The organism is Xenorhabdus sp. BG5 (genome assembly GCF_015163665.1).
Lineage (GTDB): Bacteria > Pseudomonadota > Gammaproteobacteria > Enterobacterales > Enterobacteriaceae > Xenorhabdus.
On the sequence record NZ_JADEUG010000029.1, the window covers coordinates 1 to 17,637 of the forward strand.

Annotated in this window: 13 protein-coding genes and 2 pseudogenes; 9 read left to right on the plus strand and 6 right to left on the minus strand. The window is 43.6% G+C overall.

Going from position 1 to position 17,637, the window contains the following annotated elements:
- The first annotated feature begins 538 nt into the window (after nt 1–538).
- Nucleotides 539–1,936, plus strand: a complete 1,398-nt coding sequence (gene mdtD, locus IQ209_RS13920; RefSeq protein WP_193851864.1) for a multidrug transporter subunit MdtD — start codon at nt 539–541, stop codon at nt 1,934–1,936.
- Nucleotides 1,937–1,941: 5 nt separating this feature from the next.
- On the opposite strand, the gene IQ209_RS18790 is transcribed toward mdtD, so the two are convergent.
- From IQ209_RS18790 to IQ209_RS13940, 4 genes and pseudogenes are all read right to left on the minus strand, one after another.
- Nucleotides 1,942–2,154, minus strand: a complete 213-nt coding sequence (locus tag IQ209_RS18790; protein ID WP_370588423.1) for a substrate-binding domain-containing protein — start codon at nt 2,152–2,154, stop codon at nt 1,942–1,944.
- Nucleotides 2,137–2,259, minus strand: a pseudogene (locus IQ209_RS13930) (LacI family DNA-binding transcriptional regulator); the annotation flags it as partial. The pseudogene IQ209_RS13930 and the gene IQ209_RS18790, both read right to left, overlap by 18 nt.
- 2 nt (nt 2,260–2,261) lie before the next feature.
- Nucleotides 2,262–3,191: a ribokinase gene (rbsK, locus tag IQ209_RS13935; RefSeq protein WP_193851865.1), complete on the minus strand. Its 930-nt coding sequence runs from the start codon at nt 3,189–3,191 to the stop codon at nt 2,262–2,264.
- Nucleotides 3,192–3,255: 64 nt separating this feature from the next.
- A pseudogene (locus IQ209_RS13940) lies at nt 3,256–3,481 on the minus strand (substrate-binding domain-containing protein); the annotation flags it as partial.
- Between the two features lie 597 nt (nt 3,482–4,078).
- Between IQ209_RS13940 and ravA the strand changes: the two are divergent.
- Nucleotides 4,079–5,569, plus strand: coding sequence for an ATPase RavA (gene ravA, locus IQ209_RS13945; RefSeq protein ID WP_193851866.1), 1,491 nt, complete (start codon nt 4,079–4,081; stop codon nt 5,567–5,569).
- Nucleotides 5,570–5,631: 62 nt separating this feature from the next.
- Here ravA and IQ209_RS13950 read toward each other — a convergent pair whose 3' ends face one another.
- On the minus strand, nt 5,632–9,111 hold the full coding sequence (locus IQ209_RS13950) for a DEAD/DEAH box helicase (RefSeq protein WP_193851867.1): 3,480 nt from the start codon (nt 9,109–9,111) through the stop codon (nt 5,632–5,634).
- Between the two features lie 131 nt (nt 9,112–9,242).
- On the opposite strand from IQ209_RS13950, the gene viaA reads away from it, so the two are divergent.
- On the plus strand, nt 9,243–10,700 hold the full coding sequence (viaA, locus tag IQ209_RS13955) for an ATPase RavA stimulator ViaA (RefSeq protein WP_193851868.1): 1,458 nt from the start codon (nt 9,243–9,245) through the stop codon (nt 10,698–10,700).
- A 3-nt stretch (nt 10,701–10,703) separates the two neighbouring features.
- Here the strand turns inward: viaA and asnA are convergent, their stop codons facing one another.
- A complete protein-coding gene (asnA, locus tag IQ209_RS13960) occupies nt 10,704–11,696 on the minus strand; it encodes an aspartate--ammonia ligase (protein WP_193851869.1) in 993 nt (330 codons plus the stop codon).
- A gap of 165 nt (nt 11,697–11,861) precedes the next feature.
- Here asnA and asnC point away from each other — a divergent pair, with 165 nt between their 5' ends.
- The 6 genes from asnC to atpB all read left to right on the plus strand — a co-directional run bounded on the left by asnC (nt 11,862) and on the right by atpB (nt 17,596).
- Nucleotides 11,862–12,323 carry a transcriptional regulator AsnC gene (gene asnC, locus IQ209_RS13965; RefSeq protein ID WP_193851870.1) on the plus strand — a complete coding sequence of 154 codons (462 nt, stop codon included), beginning with the start codon at nt 11,862–11,864 and terminating at the stop codon, nt 12,321–12,323.
- A 91-nt stretch (nt 12,324–12,414) separates the two neighbouring features.
- The gene (gene mioC, locus IQ209_RS13970) at nt 12,415–12,855 is read left to right on the plus strand and encodes an FMN-binding protein MioC (protein WP_193851871.1); all 441 of its coding nucleotides are present in this window, start codon (nt 12,415–12,417) and stop codon (nt 12,853–12,855) included.
- A gap of 375 nt (nt 12,856–13,230) precedes the next feature.
- Entirely contained in the window at nt 13,231–15,120 is a 1,890-nt protein-coding gene (gene mnmG / locus IQ209_RS13975) for a tRNA uridine-5-carboxymethylaminomethyl(34) synthesis enzyme MnmG (RefSeq protein ID WP_193851872.1), read from the plus strand.
- 11 nt (nt 15,121–15,131) lie between these two features.
- Nucleotides 15,132–15,752 carry a 16S rRNA (guanine(527)-N(7))-methyltransferase RsmG gene (gene rsmG / locus IQ209_RS13980; protein WP_193851873.1) on the plus strand — a complete coding sequence of 207 codons (621 nt, stop codon included), beginning with the start codon at nt 15,132–15,134 and terminating at the stop codon, nt 15,750–15,752.
- Nucleotides 15,753–16,362: 610 nt separating this feature from the next.
- Nucleotides 16,363–16,740 carry a F0F1 ATP synthase subunit I gene (gene atpI, locus IQ209_RS13985; protein ID WP_074024336.1) on the plus strand — a complete coding sequence of 126 codons (378 nt, stop codon included), beginning with the start codon at nt 16,363–16,365 and terminating at the stop codon, nt 16,738–16,740.
- A gap of 31 nt (nt 16,741–16,771) precedes the next feature.
- The gene (gene atpB / locus IQ209_RS13990; RefSeq protein ID WP_047770879.1) at nt 16,772–17,596 is read left to right on the plus strand and encodes a F0F1 ATP synthase subunit A; all 825 of its coding nucleotides are present in this window, start codon (nt 16,772–16,774) and stop codon (nt 17,594–17,596) included.
- Nucleotides 17,597–17,637 lie beyond the last annotated feature (41 nt).

Consider the following 17,637-nt stretch of genomic DNA (forward strand, 5'->3'; position numbering starts at 1 on the left):
ATTAACTGCTTAGTCACTCTTTAAGACTTGAATCTTGCTCGCCTTTCGGCGTATCGATAGTCTCTTGCGAGTGCCCACACAGATTGTCTGATTAACTTGTTAAAGAGCGTTAGCAACCGTAAATCACTTCCGGGTTGCGAGGCTGCGTATCTTACGCTGTTCGCCTTGAGAGTCAAGCGATTATTTTCCCTTTTCTCTCACCGGCCTTCGCGGCCTGTTTCAGCGCAGCGTCGGTCAGTGGGGGCGCATTATAGGGCGTTTTTCGGCGCTGACAATAGTTTTTTTTAATTTTTTTTCTGCTCGTGGTTTTTTTCAACAAAAATGGTAATTATGCGTATTTTACATCCTAAAAATGATGACTTAAACAACAATCATACCGGTAAAGTTCTTATACAATGATTGTTGTGCAATTGCCTACGGCAACTGTCAATTGGCCTTAGAGGATGTTATTGATTGATTAATAACCAAGAAATGATTTGAGTTTGATATAGTAAGGTATTATGTATTCACTATCATTAAAAAATAAATGGGATATCTAATGGTCAAATCCGCACGCAGTATGTCGGGGTTACCTTGGATTGCGGCGATAGCTTTTTTTATGCAGTCTTTAGATGCCACAATTCTTAACACTGCACTACCGGCGATTGCAAAAAGTCTTGATCACTCTCCACTAGCAATGCAACCCGCCATTGTCAGTTATACCTTAACTGTAGCGATGCTAATTCCCGTAAGCGGTTGGCTTGCTGATAGGTTTGGCACCCGTACAGTATTCATTTATGCTGTTTCCTTCTTTTCTTTAGGCTCACTTGCTTGTGCACTGTCACACAATCTCTCTTTCTTAGTTGTATCCCGCGTTATTCAAGGTATAGGTGGGGCGATGATGATGCCTGTTGCTCGCCTGACTTTACTAAGAACATATCCACGTAGCGAATTGCTACCTATTTTGAATTTTGTCACCATGCCAGGACTACTTGGCCCGATTTTAGGTCCCATGCTCGGTGGATTGTTAGTGACTTATGCAACATGGCATTGGATCTTCATCATCAATATTCCCATTGGCTTATTAGGTATCATTTACGCCAGAAAGAATATGCCCAATTTAACGATGCCCAAATGCCCTTTCGATTTTCTGGGATTCACGCTTTTTAGTATGGGCTTGGTAACGATTTCGGTCAGCTTTGACTTATTTGGGGATCATTCATTCTCTGGTTATATTTCCCCCGCTTTATTTTTTGGCGGTATCATTATGTTATTGGGGTATATCTTCCATGCCAAAAGACACTCAAATCCCCTTATTGACCTCCAGTTGTTCCAAACACGCACATTTTCAATTGGCATTGCCAGCAATATTGCTACTCGGCTAAGTACTGGCTCGCTCTCATTTATTATTCCTTTGATGCTACAAGTAGGGTTTGGATTTTCAGCAGTCATTGCTGGCATCATGATGGCACCGAATGCGGTTGGTTCAATTTTAGCCAAGTCTTTTGTCACCAATATATTGACCCGCTTTGGCTATCGAAACACTCTCTTTTGGGTTACGATTATTATTGGTGTAATGATTTCACAATTTTCACTACAGACACCAGAACTCCCCATCGTATTTTTGATAATCCCTCTTTTTATATTGGGAATGGTAATGTCCACACAGTTCACAGCTATGAATACAATTACCTTGGCAGATCTCAATGATAACAATGCAAGTGCCGGTAACAGCCTGTTAGCAGTCACTCAGCAGTTATCCATCAGTTTTGGGGTGACCGTCAGTGCGGCAATCTTGCGATTTTATGAGTCAATGAGCTCTGGTTCTACAATAGAACACTTTCACTGTACATTTATCACAATAGGTACGATTACTTTGGCATCTGCTTTTATCTTTTTGTATTTAAATAAAGAGGACGGCAGCAATTTGGTTAAGAAAAAGCGACCTAAAAAATGATGTTATCAACGCTGACCTACAGAATCGCGCTCAATAAGTTTGGGAGTCAGTACTAATTGTTTCGGTTCACTATCTGGATTATCCATTCGATAGAGCAACATATCTATAGCTAGCTTACCTAACTCATCTTTTGGTTGATATATCGCAATAGAAAATTTTTGGATAGCAATGTATGTTCGGAATTCATAATTAAAAAAGCCATCGACGCGTTTTTGCAATAATGTTTTCACGTTTTCACTGACATAACGATTGCCATTAATCACATGAGAAACTGTTGATGTTGATACGCCCGCCAGGCGAGCAACGTTCTTCATGGTAGCCACGGTTAATCCTGTTCAGACAGAAATGCGTCAATTTCATTCCGCCACGGAACAGAAGGTTGCGCTCCCTGACGTGTAACTGCAATCGCAGCTGCAGCATGAGCAAAGCGGAGCGCCGATAACATCTCTTTTCCTTCCAGCAATCCCGTTACCAAGGCGCCATTAAATGTATCCCCCGCAGCAATTGTGTCGATAGCTTTTACTTTAAACCCAGGAACAATTTTCCCTTCCTTACCTTTTTCACTTAGCCATACACCTCGACTACCCAATGTGATAATGACCGTTTCTATGCCTTTATTATGTAAGATCTGAGCTGCTTTTTCCGCTCCGACTTCATCTCTTACAGCAATGCCAGTCAAGTGCTCTGCTTCGGTTTCATTCGGTGTGATAATATCTACCAACGAAAGCAATCGATCCGAGATTTTCTGCGCTGGTGCTGGATTCAAGATCACTTTGGCATGATGTTTCTTAGCCGTTTCAGCAGCAAGTTGTACGGTTTCTAATGGAGTTTCAAGCTGCAATAATAATGCATCAGCTTCTTTGACAACTTGATCATGACGAAGGAAATAATCAGGAGTTAGCCTCCCATTCGCCCCCGCATTAATGCCAATAACATTTTCACCTAGCCGATTGACAAAAATCAGAGCAACGCCCGTTGTTTCCCCTTCAACAACCTCAATTGAGGAAATATTGATATTATCTTTCGCCAACTGTTGGCAAACACGTATGCCAACATCATCTTGGCCAACACAAGCAATAAATGTAATGTCCGCACCACAACGACCAGCAGCAACGGCCTGATTTGCTCCTTTTCCTCCAAAGGCAACCTTATACTGTTCTCCTCTCACTGTTTCCCCTGGTTGGGGAAAAGCGTTGAGATTCAATATGTGATCTACATTGATGCTACCCATCACAACCAGTTTTGCCATACTCATTACATTTATTCCTGTGTGAAAATCATGCAGTCATTAAAACTAATGGCTGCATAAATAACGTTGATTATTTCTTCACAACTAATTCCAGCTCAACCGGAATGATGGCATCTACTTTTTCACCTTTTAGCACTTTGTCCGCGGTCTGAACGCCGATGATACCCATTTGATCCGGACGCTGTGCGATCGTTGCTCCCAATTTACTATTCTGTACAGCCTTAAGAGCATCGTCAGTGCCATCAAATCCGACAACCAATATCTTCTTTACCGGCTGCCTGCAATGCTCTTACCCCAGGAAAAGCCTTATCAATTCCCTTTAACGCCAGTAATGGCCCCATAATAACCTCAGAAAGTGGCATTTTTCTCTTTCAGAATGCTATGACTGACATACTTTGTCGCAATTGCATTTCCCTGTTGTATTTCGAGAGCAGCAATACGTTTGGCGGTTTGCTTATGTCATTGCGGGATTGTGTTCAATAATTTCTGCGGCCAAAATGGCCGCTTCAACTTGTACTTCCTGAACAACATCAAAGACAAATAACAGATCGGGTGTTCCCTAGGTTAGCGCTAAATCAATTCCTTGGGTAGATAACAGGATAGTTTTCATTTTTATAAGCCTAGCGAAACGTTTCGCTAAGAGCGCCATCATATAAAGCTAACTATCAAAGACAACATGATTGATACGAAAATGTGATCATCATTGAAATGTTTAAGAAGGTGATAATTAGAAGAAAAAAAACTAACTTATTGAATAAGTTAAGCTGAATCGATTTTTTTTAAAACACGCGATTGGAACTTAATAAATTATCACCAAAATCTTTGCATAGGGTGAATTTTATCTATATCTATAAATAAAGGAAGGTAACTATTCAAGCCCTGGTGTAAATACTATGCGATTGGTCGAGAAAATATCCCTATTAAGTCAGTATCTAGAAAGCGGACTATATGAAAGACGGCAGGCCATTCGCCTGTGCCTGCTGGCCGCTTTATGTGGAGAGAGTGTTTTTCTTCTTGGGCCACCAGGAATAGCTAAAAGCCTTATCGCACGTCGGCTCAAGTTTGCATTTCAAAACGCCCACGCTTTTGAATACCTAATGACCCGTTTTTCCACCCCAGAAGAGATCTTCGGCCCTCTTTCCATTCAAGCACTCAAAGATGAAGGACGTTACCAGCGCCTTACCGAAGGTTATTTACCCGAAGCTGAAATCGTTTTCTTGGATGAAATTTGGAAAGCAGGACCCGCCATTTTGAATACGTTACTCACCGCGATTAATGAAAAGAAATTCAGAAATGGCAACCAGGAAGAACAGCTACCGATGCGTTTACTGGTGACAGCATCCAATGAACTCCCTGATAGTGATAGCAGTCTGGAAGCACTTTACGATCGCATGTTGATCCGACTCTGGCTAGACAAGATTCAGGAAAAGAAAAATTTTCGAGCCTTGCTGACTGACCGAAACAATGAAAATGGCAATCCCGTGCCTGCCTATATTCAAATCACCGATGATGAATTTCAGCAATGGCAAGACAAGATCAATCAGGTATCCCTGCCAGATCATATCTTCGAACTGATTTATCAATTACGCCAACAAGTAAATACGACTGGAAGTACGGCTGATGTCTCAGATCGCCGTTGGAAAAAATCCATCCGTTTACTGCAAGCCTGTGCCTTTTTCAGTGGCAGAAGTGAGATATCTCCGTTAGATATCGTGCTATTAAAAAATTGCCTATGGCACGACTTGAATAGCTTAAAACTCTTGTCCCAATTTTTACATGCCTTATTGACAGAACAGGCTTATCGACAACATTCCCTCATGCAAAAAATAGAAAAGTTATACCAACAATGGGTACAGTCTAACCAAGACGAAAATGGCCATCCCCTGCAATTAGTCGCCAAATCCTCTCTGTTTGGCCGCAAGGCTTTCTATTCACTGCCTGAAAACATTGCAGATGAAAAACTGGTCCTGTTTTTACATCCTTCATTACACATGCATAATATTGAAGTCAATTTCATCGAAATAGATAAAAAATCACTGGAAAATGCTCTAAAAAATAATACAGGAGAACTCTCTGCCTGTTTAAATGGCATTGGTTTTCCTCAAACTATCACGGCAGAAATCAATGAAAAGAACCAGCTTACCGTGCTGGATATTAGCCGTAATAGCACCGTTCTCTGCTTATCTGGCCTCGCAAAAAACACCAATACAGAATGGCATGAAAAGCTGATATCCATCAGCGATGAAATTCAACAACAACGCAATTTATTCAACCAACATCAACCCTGTTTATTTATTGAAGAACATTGGCTTGCCAGCATTGAACAAAGTTTCCTTCAATTAATCGAAAAACAGAAACAGTTGAGATCAAAAATGGGGAAGTAATACTGTGTGGACCTTCTGCAAGGGAGAGATAAATATCACCTCCCTTGGGATAAAATCATACATCAAGCAAGCGCAAACAGTTCTCTAAGCGCTTGCGTATCCAGATTGCCTATCCATTGCTCTCCACTACCCACCACCATATCCGATAGTTCACGCTTGCGCTGGATCATTTCGTTAATGCGTTCTTCAAAGGTGGCACTGGTAATAAAGCGGTGCACCTGCACATTACGCTGTTGACCAATGCGATACGCACGGTCAGTAGCCTGCGCCTCCACTGCAGGATTCCACCATAAATCGAAATGAATCACGTTTGAGGCGGCAGTTAGGTTAAGACCCGTGCCTCCGGCCTTGAGGGATAACAGAAACACCCGCTCAGTGCGGTCGGTCTGAAATTTCTCCACCATTTCATCACGTTTGGAGCGGGATAGGCCACCATGCAGGAACATTGGGGACTGCCCGTAACGCTGCCGCAACCAGTGGGCTAGTAATTCCCCCATCTCACGGAACTGAGTGAAAATGATCGTCTTCTCATGTCTGGCATGTATACCATCAAGCAGATCGAACAAGCGTTCGAGTTTGCCGGAAGTCATGGCATCACTGGCAGGTTGTTTCAGGTACAGATCAGGATGATTGCAGATCTGCTTTAGCGACAGGATCATTTGTAATACCAAGCCCTGACGTTTGAACTGATCTTCTTCGGCTTCAAGGGTCAACAAATTTTCTCGCACTACCGATTCGTACAATGCGGTTTGCGTTGCCGTCAAGGTGCAGTATTGGTCACTTTCAACCTTGTCAGGCAAGTCGCTGATCACGTTGCGATCGGACTTAAGGCGGCGCAGGAGAAAGGGAGCTGTGATGCGTTGGAAGCGTTCCGCTACCAGCCGATCGCGGTTAATCTGGATCGGCGTAGTGTAATCTTTCTCGAAACGTTTAAGTGTGCCCAGATAACCGCGATTGACGAAATCCATTAAGCTCCAGTACTCAGACAGACGGTTTTCAACGGGAGTACCACTCATAGCGATATAGCCAGCAGCAGGAATAGACTTAATCGCTTTGGTTTGCGCGGCCGACGGGTTCTTGATGTTCTGCGCTTCATCTACCACCAGCACCCGCCAGGACATAACCTTGAGCGTGGTTGCCGCACTACGAATAATACCGTAGGTAGTCAGCAAGACGTCCGGCCGTTCGCTGGCCAATTCACGTTTGCTGCCATGAAATACGTCAATGCTGATCGTTGGCGCAAAGCGAGCTATTTCCCTCTGCCAATTGGTCAACAAACTGGTGGGAACCACTATCAGTGCCTTAGACTGCTCTAAGGCACCGTCCTGCTTAAGCTTGAGCAGAGTAGCGATCACTTGTAGCGTTTTTCCAAGCCCCATATCATCAGCAATAACGCTGCCAAATCCTACCTGTAAATTGCGCAACATCCAAGCGTAGCCGCGTTGTTGATATGGGCGCAAAGTAGCATTGAGGTCGCTCGGTAAGGGCACTTCACCCGACTCCCTCAACTCAGCCAGCAATTGTAGCGTGTTGTCGTCGAGCTTTACCGGTGTACCACCATATTCGCCAGCCAATGCAGTGCGCAGCAGTTCAGTGCCCGACAATTTAGGAGAGCGGTCCAGTTGGGCTTGCAAACTCGCAACTTCTGCCGGGTCGAGGTAAACATATTCTCCTTTGAAACGTACCACGCCCGTTGCACCTTGAACTAATTGCTCGAACTCAGCATGAGTCAGATAATGTTCACCCAGCGCTACCCGCCAATCGAAAGTCAGGATCTCATCAACCCTCAATTGATTGCTTCCCAACCCCTGTGCCTGGCTGGATACATTCATCGATAACCGAGGGCGTAACAATCGCTCCAGCGTCTTGGGCAACAAAGTACGAATGCCAAGCAGTTGAATGACAGGTAGTGTGTTGAATAATAGCTCAGGCAGTTGGTTAGCCGTCAGTACAATAGGAAAGCGTGCTCCCTGTCTCAAGTAGTCATTAAGGGATGGGAAAAATTCAGCCAGCAGAATGACCGTCTGCAAGATGCCGAAACGCGCCTGACTCCATTCTTGCTCAGTCAGCACGCTGTGCAACGGAACCGGTGGTGTCAACAGGGCTGATTTGGGCTGAATAGCCAACCCCACGTCGAAATCACCGAACGCTCCCTCATCCAAGCTCAGCACGAGAGAATAGTCCCGTTCGGCTAGATGATAGCGTGCAAACCAAGTCTGTAAAGCAGGGCCAATAGCACTTTCCTCCGAACCATCAAAACTTTTTGGTTCACCACTGAATAACAGGGACAAGATTTTATTGTCGCGCGGTTTTTCCCAGACATAATCCGATTCCATTCGCAGGTAATAACCGAGAAATACCGCACATAGTGCACAAGCCTGCATTATCGGAGAAATAGTCTGGTTCCGACTCAACACGGCCAGTTGCACTGGCAGTCCTCTTGCCAGAAGCTCCATCTGTTCAGCAACCCGGTTATCGAGCATGGCCGGTAACCAACGCACCCCCAGAACGTCCGGTTCCACAGAAAACACCTGTGGCACCACTGCACCGTGAGCCAACAGATGCAAAGATATCATGCGCAGGTGGAACAGTGCGGCCACCTCTGGTTGCCTGTCCGGCAAGTCTGCTGGCGTGAGCTGTGCCAGCGCAGCATCCAGTTCTTCAATAGAATACAGGCCGTTGACACCGCTGATAATGGCGTCTCCCTCCCGACTCAACGTGATACGAGGACAGTGGGGAGCCAACAAAGTGATTGTAGGCATATCCATCAGAATCTTGCCATCCAATACCTTGCGGGCAAACTTAGCCACACGCGTCAGTACTCTCTGCATCACCTTGCGTAGATCGCCGTCAGGGAAAAAAACAGTCTGTGTTGGCAGTACCGACAATAGCGGTTCAGACAGCGATGGCAAGTCAGCATAAGCTAACATTTCCAGCGCCATTGGATCCGGCAGGTTAGCCTCTGCCGACGCGCCATCTTCCATTAACAGGGCCGACAAACGCGGCACACTAACCACTACCTCGCGCTCAATATTAATCCCTCGTGCTTTTAGCTGCTGAATCAGATCCACACCACGCAGGGAGAACACCAGAAAAGGATCGCTGTCAATTTGACGACTGATCAAATAAATCGTTGCCGCCAAGTGCTTACAAGGCACCGCCCAGTCGGGACAGGAACATCTCATTGTTAAATCTTTCCACTGGGATGGAAAGATGGCAATACCCAAGCGGTTAGCTTGCTCTAATACTGAAGGATCCAATTCTCGATTGAGCAGACGGGCGATCACACTAGGATCATCCACCAACGCGTCAAGCAATCTATCGACTTGCTTCTGGGTCAGTGAGGGGACTTGAATTAAAACCTGATAAGGTAATGGACGAGAACCTAGCACCTTAGCCTGCAAAGTGCCTCCCTTCAATGTCAGATTCTTGACCGCACCTTTATTGGCGTAAGTTCGCCCACGCGGCAATCGGTTACCATAATCTATATTAGTGAGAGCGTTCAGCCACTGTTTACCCCACCAGGAATTACCATAACTCATGTTATTTACCAAAGAAGACAAAAAATATAGACTGAATTTTACAAGTGTTAGCGACAAAGCACATGACCCTTTCTGCAATATTGGTACATGCTCCACAATGGGAAATTGAGATCAATAATAGGAGTTGTTTCATGTTAACACTGACCACACTCGATCTCTTGCTCTCTGTCAATGAAGGGGAGCTGATCGAAGAGATCATCTTGATACTGCTGAGTGCCCCTCAGTTAGTTATTTTCTTTGAAAAACATCCAAGACTTAGACAAGCATTTATGCAAGATCTTCCTGCATGGCAGCAAATATTGCAGCAAAGAATAAAAGAGACGCTGATCCCCGCCCTATTGGCCGAAGAGTTTCAGTTATACCAATACATACAGACAATTAACACGACAGATTTCTATCAACAGTTACCTAATATCCTGGAAAAACTTCAACAACTTGAATCTCCCTTTACCAAAGAAGCCGATACACTATCCAAAGCATTTTCTGAATACCCCCCTTCAGGACAAATGTTGTTTATCCAACGCTGGCGCCTCAGCTTGATCCTGCAAGCGACGACATTTAACAAAACACTATTAGAACAAGAAAAAGAGCAACTCCTTGCAGAGATCCAGAAGCGATTAACACTCAGTAGCACCCTTGATCCCATATTTGATCACAATGATCACGCGGCAGGACGATTATGGGATATGAGTAAAGGACAACTTCACCTAACCACGAAAAATATACAACTATTTACCCGTTATGCTGACTTTCTTGAACAGCAAGCTGAGCTGGAAAAACTAGCACAATTACTTGGCCGCAGTCAGGCAGCAAAAGCAATTCCTAAAGAAAGCCCCGTACTGGAGCCATTCACCCGACTTGAAAGAGTGCCAGATACGATACCTGAGCAAATTAGCGGAATTAGGCAAGGGGACGATATCTTAAGGTTATTGCCCACCGAAATGGCTATGCTGGGTATTAAAGAGTTGGAATACGAATTTTATCGGCGGCTGGTGGAGAAAAAATTATTATCGTATCGCCTGCAAGGGGACGACTGGCAAGCCAAAACCACACTCAAGCCCATGACACACCACCACAATGAAAAACAGCCGCGGGGTCCATTTATTGTTTGTGTTGATACTTCAGGCTCAATGGGGGGGTTTAATGAACAGTGTGCAAAAGCATTTTGTCTGGCTTTGATGCGCATTGCGCTGACGGATAATCGTCACTGTCATATTATGTTGTTCTCGACACAACTCATCCATTATGACTTGACATCACCGGATGGACTCACTCAAGCAATGCATTTTCTGGGGCAAACCTTTAGGGGAGGAACCGATCTGGCATCTTGTTTAAATGCAACTGTAAAAAAAATGAAAGAAAATAGCTGGGAAGATGCTGACGCTGTTGTTATTTCAGATTTCATTGCCCAACGCTTACCAGGCTCCCTAATCCATCAGGTAAAAAATCTGCAACAGCATCAACAACACCGCTTCCATGCGGTCTCCCTTTCCCACTATGGAAAGCCCGATATTATGCAGATATTCAACCATATCTGGCGTTTTGATACCGGGCTTACAAGCCGTTTACGAAGAAAATGGCGAAATTAAAACTTAGAGTACACCTTCAACGGATTCAATGACCTCAGGTGACCAAACACCGCATTGAACCTGACCGATATGTGCCATTTGCAGCAGCAACATCACCAAACGGGATTGCCCGATACCACCACCGATAGATTGTGGCATATCACCCTTGATCAGAGCCTGGTGCCAATCATATTGCAAACGATCTTCATCACCAGTCAGTGCAAGCTGACGTTTTAACGTCTCTGCATCAACACGGATACCCATGGAAGAAATTTCAAAAGCATCCTGTAAAACTGGGTTCCAGACAATAATGTCACCGTTTAAACCAAAGAAACCATCACAGTTTGGTGTAGTCCAATCGTCATAATCCGGCGCACGTACATCATGTGACTGCTCATCAGACAATTTACCCCCAATGCCCATCAGGAAAATGGCACCAAACTCTTTGGCAGCCTCACGCTCACGACCTTTAGCATCCAGATCAGGGTAACGTTTCAGAAGCTCTTCACTGTGGATAAAGTGAATTTGATCTGGCAGGAACGGTGCCAGACCAAATTCCTTACTTACCGCTTGTTGTGTTTCTTTTATTGCTTCGTAGATTTTACCTACTGTCTGTTTTAAATAGTCGAGTGAACGCTGACCTTCACCCATCACTTTCTCCCAATCCCACTGATCAACAAAGACAGAGTGGATAGGTGTCAAGCGATCTTCATCAGGACGCAGAGCTTTCATGTGAGTATACAATCCTTGTTCAGATTGAAAACCAAAGCGACCTAATGTCTTACGTTTCCATTTCGCCAGAGAATGAACCACTTCAAAGGTATCGCCCGGCAACGTTTTTACTTTCACCTGAACGGCTTTTTCATGGCCAGATAAGTTGTCCTGAGTACCATCACCAAGACGGCTCAAGATAGGACCTTGAACTTCGATTAAGCCAAGTTTTTTCTCTAACAGACGGGAAAAGTATGATTTAACAAAACTAATCTGCTGTTGCTTTTCAATAAAGGATGTTTTCATGATGCAGCTCTCAAAATTTTTAGTGGCCCTGTGTCCTATTGATATAGATTAAGCAACAAAATGAGGCACAAATTCAATATCTGATAATAAAAATAGTGTATAAGATTTATAAATGATAATTTTTACACTATAAAAATGAATATTATTCAAAAAAAGGGGTTAAAAATGGCAGAAATTTATCAGATCGACAATTTAGACCGTGACATACTTCACGCTTTAATGGAGAACGCACGTACACCTTACACAGAATTAGCCAAAAAATTCGCAGTAAGCCCAGGAACGATTCATGTCCGCGTAGAAAAAATGAAGCAATCAGGAATTATTACGGGAACTCGGGTTGATATCAGCGCCAAACAACTGGGGTTTGATGTGTGCTGCTTTATCGGCATCATATTGAAAAGTGCCAAAGACTATCCGGCAGCATTGAAAAAACTCGATATGCTTGATGAAGTCGTTGAAGTTTATTACACCACAGGGCACTACAGCATTTTCATTAAAGTCATGTGCCGATCCATCGAAGCTCTTCAGGACGTACTTATCAACAAGATCCAGACGATTGACGAAATCCAGTCAACAGAAACATTGATCTCCCTGCAAAACCCGATAATGAGAACAATAAAACCTTAAAACGAAAAACCAGTTAACCACATTATCCACAGGTAGATCCCAGTAGATTCACTGCGTACAATAGTTATTCTTTAATTTAGCAAGGATCATGATGAGCACAATAACCTTAATCAGCGGCAGCACAATGGGTAGCGCCGAATATGTTGCAGAACATATGGCTGAGATCTTAGAAAATGACGGCTTTTCAACAGAGATGCTCCATGGTCCCTCATTGGAAGATCTTCCACTTGAAGGATTGTGGCTTGTGGTTACTTCCACCCATGGGGCTGGGGACTTACCTGATAATCTCCAGCCTCTGGCAGATGAGATCACACAACAGCAACCGGATCTCAGCAGTATCACATTTGGTGCCGTCGGTATCGGTAGTTCCGAATATGACACCTTCTGTGGCGCGATAAGATCACTGGAACGCTTATTGGAAGATCACGGAGCAAAACGGATCGGCGATCGATTGGAAATCGACATCCTGCAACATGAAATTCCCGAAGATCCGGCCGAAGAATGGGTCAAAAAATGGGCAAAGTTACTCTGATCTGATTAAAAATATAACGATCAGCTGTGGATAACTCATCTGAAAAGCAGGGGTTAACCCGTAGTTATCCATTTAACAACTGAGTTTAAATCAAGTGGCTGTGAATAACTAGGCTTTTAGATCCCAGCTTATACTGAGTTGGATCACGGATCATTCACAGCAAATGATCCTTTACAGCATCATGATCTTTATATGGAAAATCTACTTATCCACAGATGATCGTGATCCTAATAAAAGATCCAATAAAGAGATCTTTAAATAAAAAGATCTTCTTTTAAATAATGATGATCTCTCACCTCTTGGTCTGAGGTCCAAACTTGAGTAGAATTCTCTCCCTAATGCATATGAAGCATTCTCACTATTGAAGGTTCGCACATGTTTTATCCAGAGCACTTTGACGTCATCATTATCGGCGGGGGTCATGCCGGTACTGAAGCGGCGATGGCCTCCGCACGTATGGGGCGTCAAACCTTACTACTGACTCACAATATTGATACTTTGGGCCAGATGTCATGTAATCCAGCCATTGGTGGGATCGGTAAAGGGCATCTGGTAAAAGAGATCGATGCACTTGGTGGTCTAATGGCAAAAGCCACGGATCAGGCCGGTATTCAGTTTAGAACACTCAATGCCAGCAAAGGCCCGGCTGTTCGGGCAACACGAGCACAAGCGGATCGAGTACTTTACCGACAAGCTGTAAGAACAGCACTGGAAAATCAACCTAACTTAATGATCTTCCAACAACCCGTTGAAGATCTCATTGTTGAAAACGACACTGTTACAGGTGTTGTTACTCGTATGGGATTGAAATTTAAAGCTAAATCTGTAGTTCTGACAGTAGGAACTTTCCTTGATGGAAAGATTCACATCGGATTGGAAAATTACAGTGGAGGACGTGCAGGTGATCCTCCTGCGATCTCATTGTCTCATCGTTTACGTGAACTGCCTCTGCGCGTAGCTCGCCTGAAAACAGGCACACCACCTCGCATTGATGCACGAACCATTGATTTTAGCCAGCTTGAACAACAACTGGGCGATAACCCGACACCCGTATTTTCATTCATGGGTCATGTCGATCAACACCCACGGCAGATCCCGTGTTACATCACACATACCAATGAAAAAACCCATGAAGTGATCCGCAATAACTTGGATCGCAGTCCAATGTATGCGGGGATCATTGAAGGGATCGGCCCTCGTTACTGTCCTTCCATCGAAGACAAAGTTATGCGTTTTGCGGATCGTAACGCTCACCAGATCTTCCTTGAACCAGAAGGATTGACCAGTAACGAAATCTACCCAAACGGCATTTCTACCAGTTTGCCATTTGATGTTCAGATGCAAATTGTTCACTCCATGAAAGGCATGGAGAATGCCCGTATTATTCGCCCTGGCTATGCAATCGAATATGATTTCTTTGATCCACGTGATTTGAGACAAACACTGGAAAGTAAATTTATTCACGGTCTGTTCTTTGCGGGTCAGATCAATGGCACCACTGGGTATGAAGAAGCGGCTGCGCAAGGATTACTGGCTGGACTCAACGCTGCACGTTATGCCAATGGTGAAGAAGGTTGGTTCCCACGCCGTGATCAGGCTTATATTGGCGTCTTAGTCGATGATCTATGCACACTCGGCACTAAAGAACCTTACCGCATGTTCACCTCCCGCGCTGAATATCGTTTGATGTTGCGTGAAGACAATGCGGATCTCCGACTGACTGAACAAGGCCGCAAACTTGGCTTGGTGGATGATCTCCGTTGGGAACATTACTGCCACAAATTTGAAATGATCGAACAGGAACGCCAGCGTCTGCGCAATATCTGGGTACATCCTCACTCTGATAACTTAGAGGATATCAACCAGATGTTGAAAACACCGCTGTCAAAAGAAGCCAACGGTGAAGATTTGCTGCGCCGCCCTGAGATGAATTATGAATTGTTGACGTCGTTACTACGTTTCTCTCCTGGGCTGACTGAGCCTCAAGCTGCGGATCAGGTTGAAATTCAAGTGAAATATGAAGGCTATATTGCCCGTCAGCAAGAAGAGATCGAAAAACAGATACGTAATGAAAATACCGCATTGCCAGTTGATTTGGATTATCAACAAGTGAGCGGACTTTCCAACGAAGTTATTGCAAAACTGAATGACCATAAACCAAGTTCAATTGGCCAGGCTTCACGTATTTCAGGCATCACTCCAGCAGCAATTTCTATTTTGCTGGTATGGCTGAAAAAACAAGGTCTATTGCGTCGTAGCGCCTAAGGGGATAGATTTTGCTTAACAAATTGGAATCACTGCTGGCGAAAACCGACATTAAGTTATCACTGCCACAAAAACAGCAGCTCGTTGCCTATGTTGACATGCTGAATAAATGGAACAAGGCTTATAACCTAACATCTGTCCGTGATCCGGAACAGATGCTGGTTCGGCATATTATGGATAGCATCGTTGTTAATCCATTCCTGCATGGAACACATTTTATTGATGTTGGAACAGGTCCAGGTTTGCCAGGCATCCCATTGGCAATTGTACGCCCTGATTCTCATTTCACTTTATTGGATAGTTTGGGTAAACGCGTTCGCTTTTTGCGTCAGGTTCAACATGAATTGGGCTTGAACAACATTAAGCCTGTGCAGAGCCGGGTTGAAGAATTTATTCCTGAACCTCTTTTTGATGGGGTGATTAGCCGTGCATTTGCTTCACTGCAAGACATGCTGTCATGGTGTAACCATCTTCCTAAACCACTTGAAGGGCGTTTTTATGCTTTGAAAGGTGTACTGCCGGAAGATGAATTGGCCGAATTGCCAACGGGAATTGTGCTCGACACTGTTGTTCCTCTCCAAGTCACGGAGTTAGATGAACAGCGTCATCTGGTAATACTTAAGTCAAACTAACTTTGCTATTTGTCAATAAAAATCTAAATAATTAGTGACGTCAACCACATTTAAAATGTAACGGGCGTTACTAATTATTCTTTTCCATGGATTCAACTTTATTTACTGATGATTCACAGAAAACCAACGTTATTTTTATATTGGTAGAATTTCTCTTTTCAAAGATTGCTATCGATTTTCTTTATAAATAAACTTTAGAGAAAGTGGGAAAATAATCATTTAACCTTTTTTATCGATATATCAGATAAAACTTCGTAGGTACTATATTAATAGTTTGATTTTCGATAAAAAAAATAAAAGATTTTTATCACATATTTAATGATAAATATAATTAATGATTTTTGTTTAATGTGATGTATATCACGTTTAATTTTGGGACCATACCATTAGTCATTGCAGAATATTAAATGGTATTTGTGAGCGATCTAGCACCAAAGTTAGAAATTTAAATAATTATTCACTTTTTCGCTACTTATGGATTGAATTCATTTTGTCGGCCCGTATAATTTGCACGTTTTTGTCACTTGACACTCTTAAGCAAAGCCAGTTTTATACAACATTCAGCAAAGCCTAATATGTGGTGGTGTACTACAGGGAGAACACAAAAGTCATGTCTGTATCCCTTTACAGCGGTAGAATGGCACTGAAACTGTTATTTTTGCAGTTAATGACTTTTGTTATTCTCAGTGTAGCTTTTTGTACCAAAAGTATAGAGTGGGGCGCTTCTGCTTTTGCTGGTGGGCTAGCATGTTGGTTACCAAATACCATTTTTATGCTACTTAGCCGCTTCCAAAAGGTAAAAGAAGAAGGGGTTCCAGTACGGATTGCATGGTTTTTCGCGATTAGCGAAGGGGTGAAGGTTATCATTACGATAACCGTGCTGATAGTCGCTTTAGGGGTGTTCAAGGCGGCATTTGCACCACTTGGTGTGGCCTATTTAGCGGTGCTGATTGTGCAGATCATCGCACCTGCCGTAATGAACGGTTAGCGTTTTTAACAACAAAAGGGTAAAAAGCATCATGTCTGCATCAGGAGAAGTTTCAACTTCGGAGTACATAAGTCATCACCTGAAGCACCTTCAGTTGGACTTACGTACCTTTGAGTTGGTCAATCCCCACGCTAGTGGTTATGAGGCGACGTTTTGGACGTTGAATATCGACTCGCTTTTTTTCTCCATCGTATTAGGGATGTTGTTTCTATTTGTATTCAGAAGAGTCGCGGTTCGCGCCACTGACGGCGTTCCGGGCAAATTTCAGACTGCAATAGAAATGGTAATCGGCTTCGTTGATAACACTGTGCGTGATATGTATCACGGCAAGAGCAAAGTGATAGCTCCTTTAGCTTTGACTGTGTTCGTCTGGGTGTTACTCATGAACGCATTGGATTTGCTGCCAATCGATTTTATTCCTTTAATCGGAGAACACTTCTTCGGCTTGCCTGCGCTGCGTATTGTTCCAACCGCAGATGTCAGTGTCACTTTGTCGATGGCCCTCGGTGTTTTTGTCCTCATTCTATTCTACAGCATTAAGATGAAAGGAATTCGTGGTTTTGCGAAGGAGCTAACATTGCAGCCTTTCAATCACCCACTCTTTATTCCAATTAACTTAATCTTAGAAGGGGTCAGCTTGCTGTCTAAGCCTATATCACTCGGTCTGCGACTGTTTGGTAATATGTATGCTGGCGAATTGATCTTTATTCTTATTGCGGCCCTTCTACCGTGGGGAGCACAGTGGTTACTCAGCCTGCCTTGGGCGATTTTCCACATACTAATTATTACGTTACAAGCCTTTATTTTCATGGTTCTGACGATTGTTTATCTGTCGATGGCATCTGAAGAGCATTAATTTTTATCAATCAATAATTGTGTTTTAACTTGAAACAAACT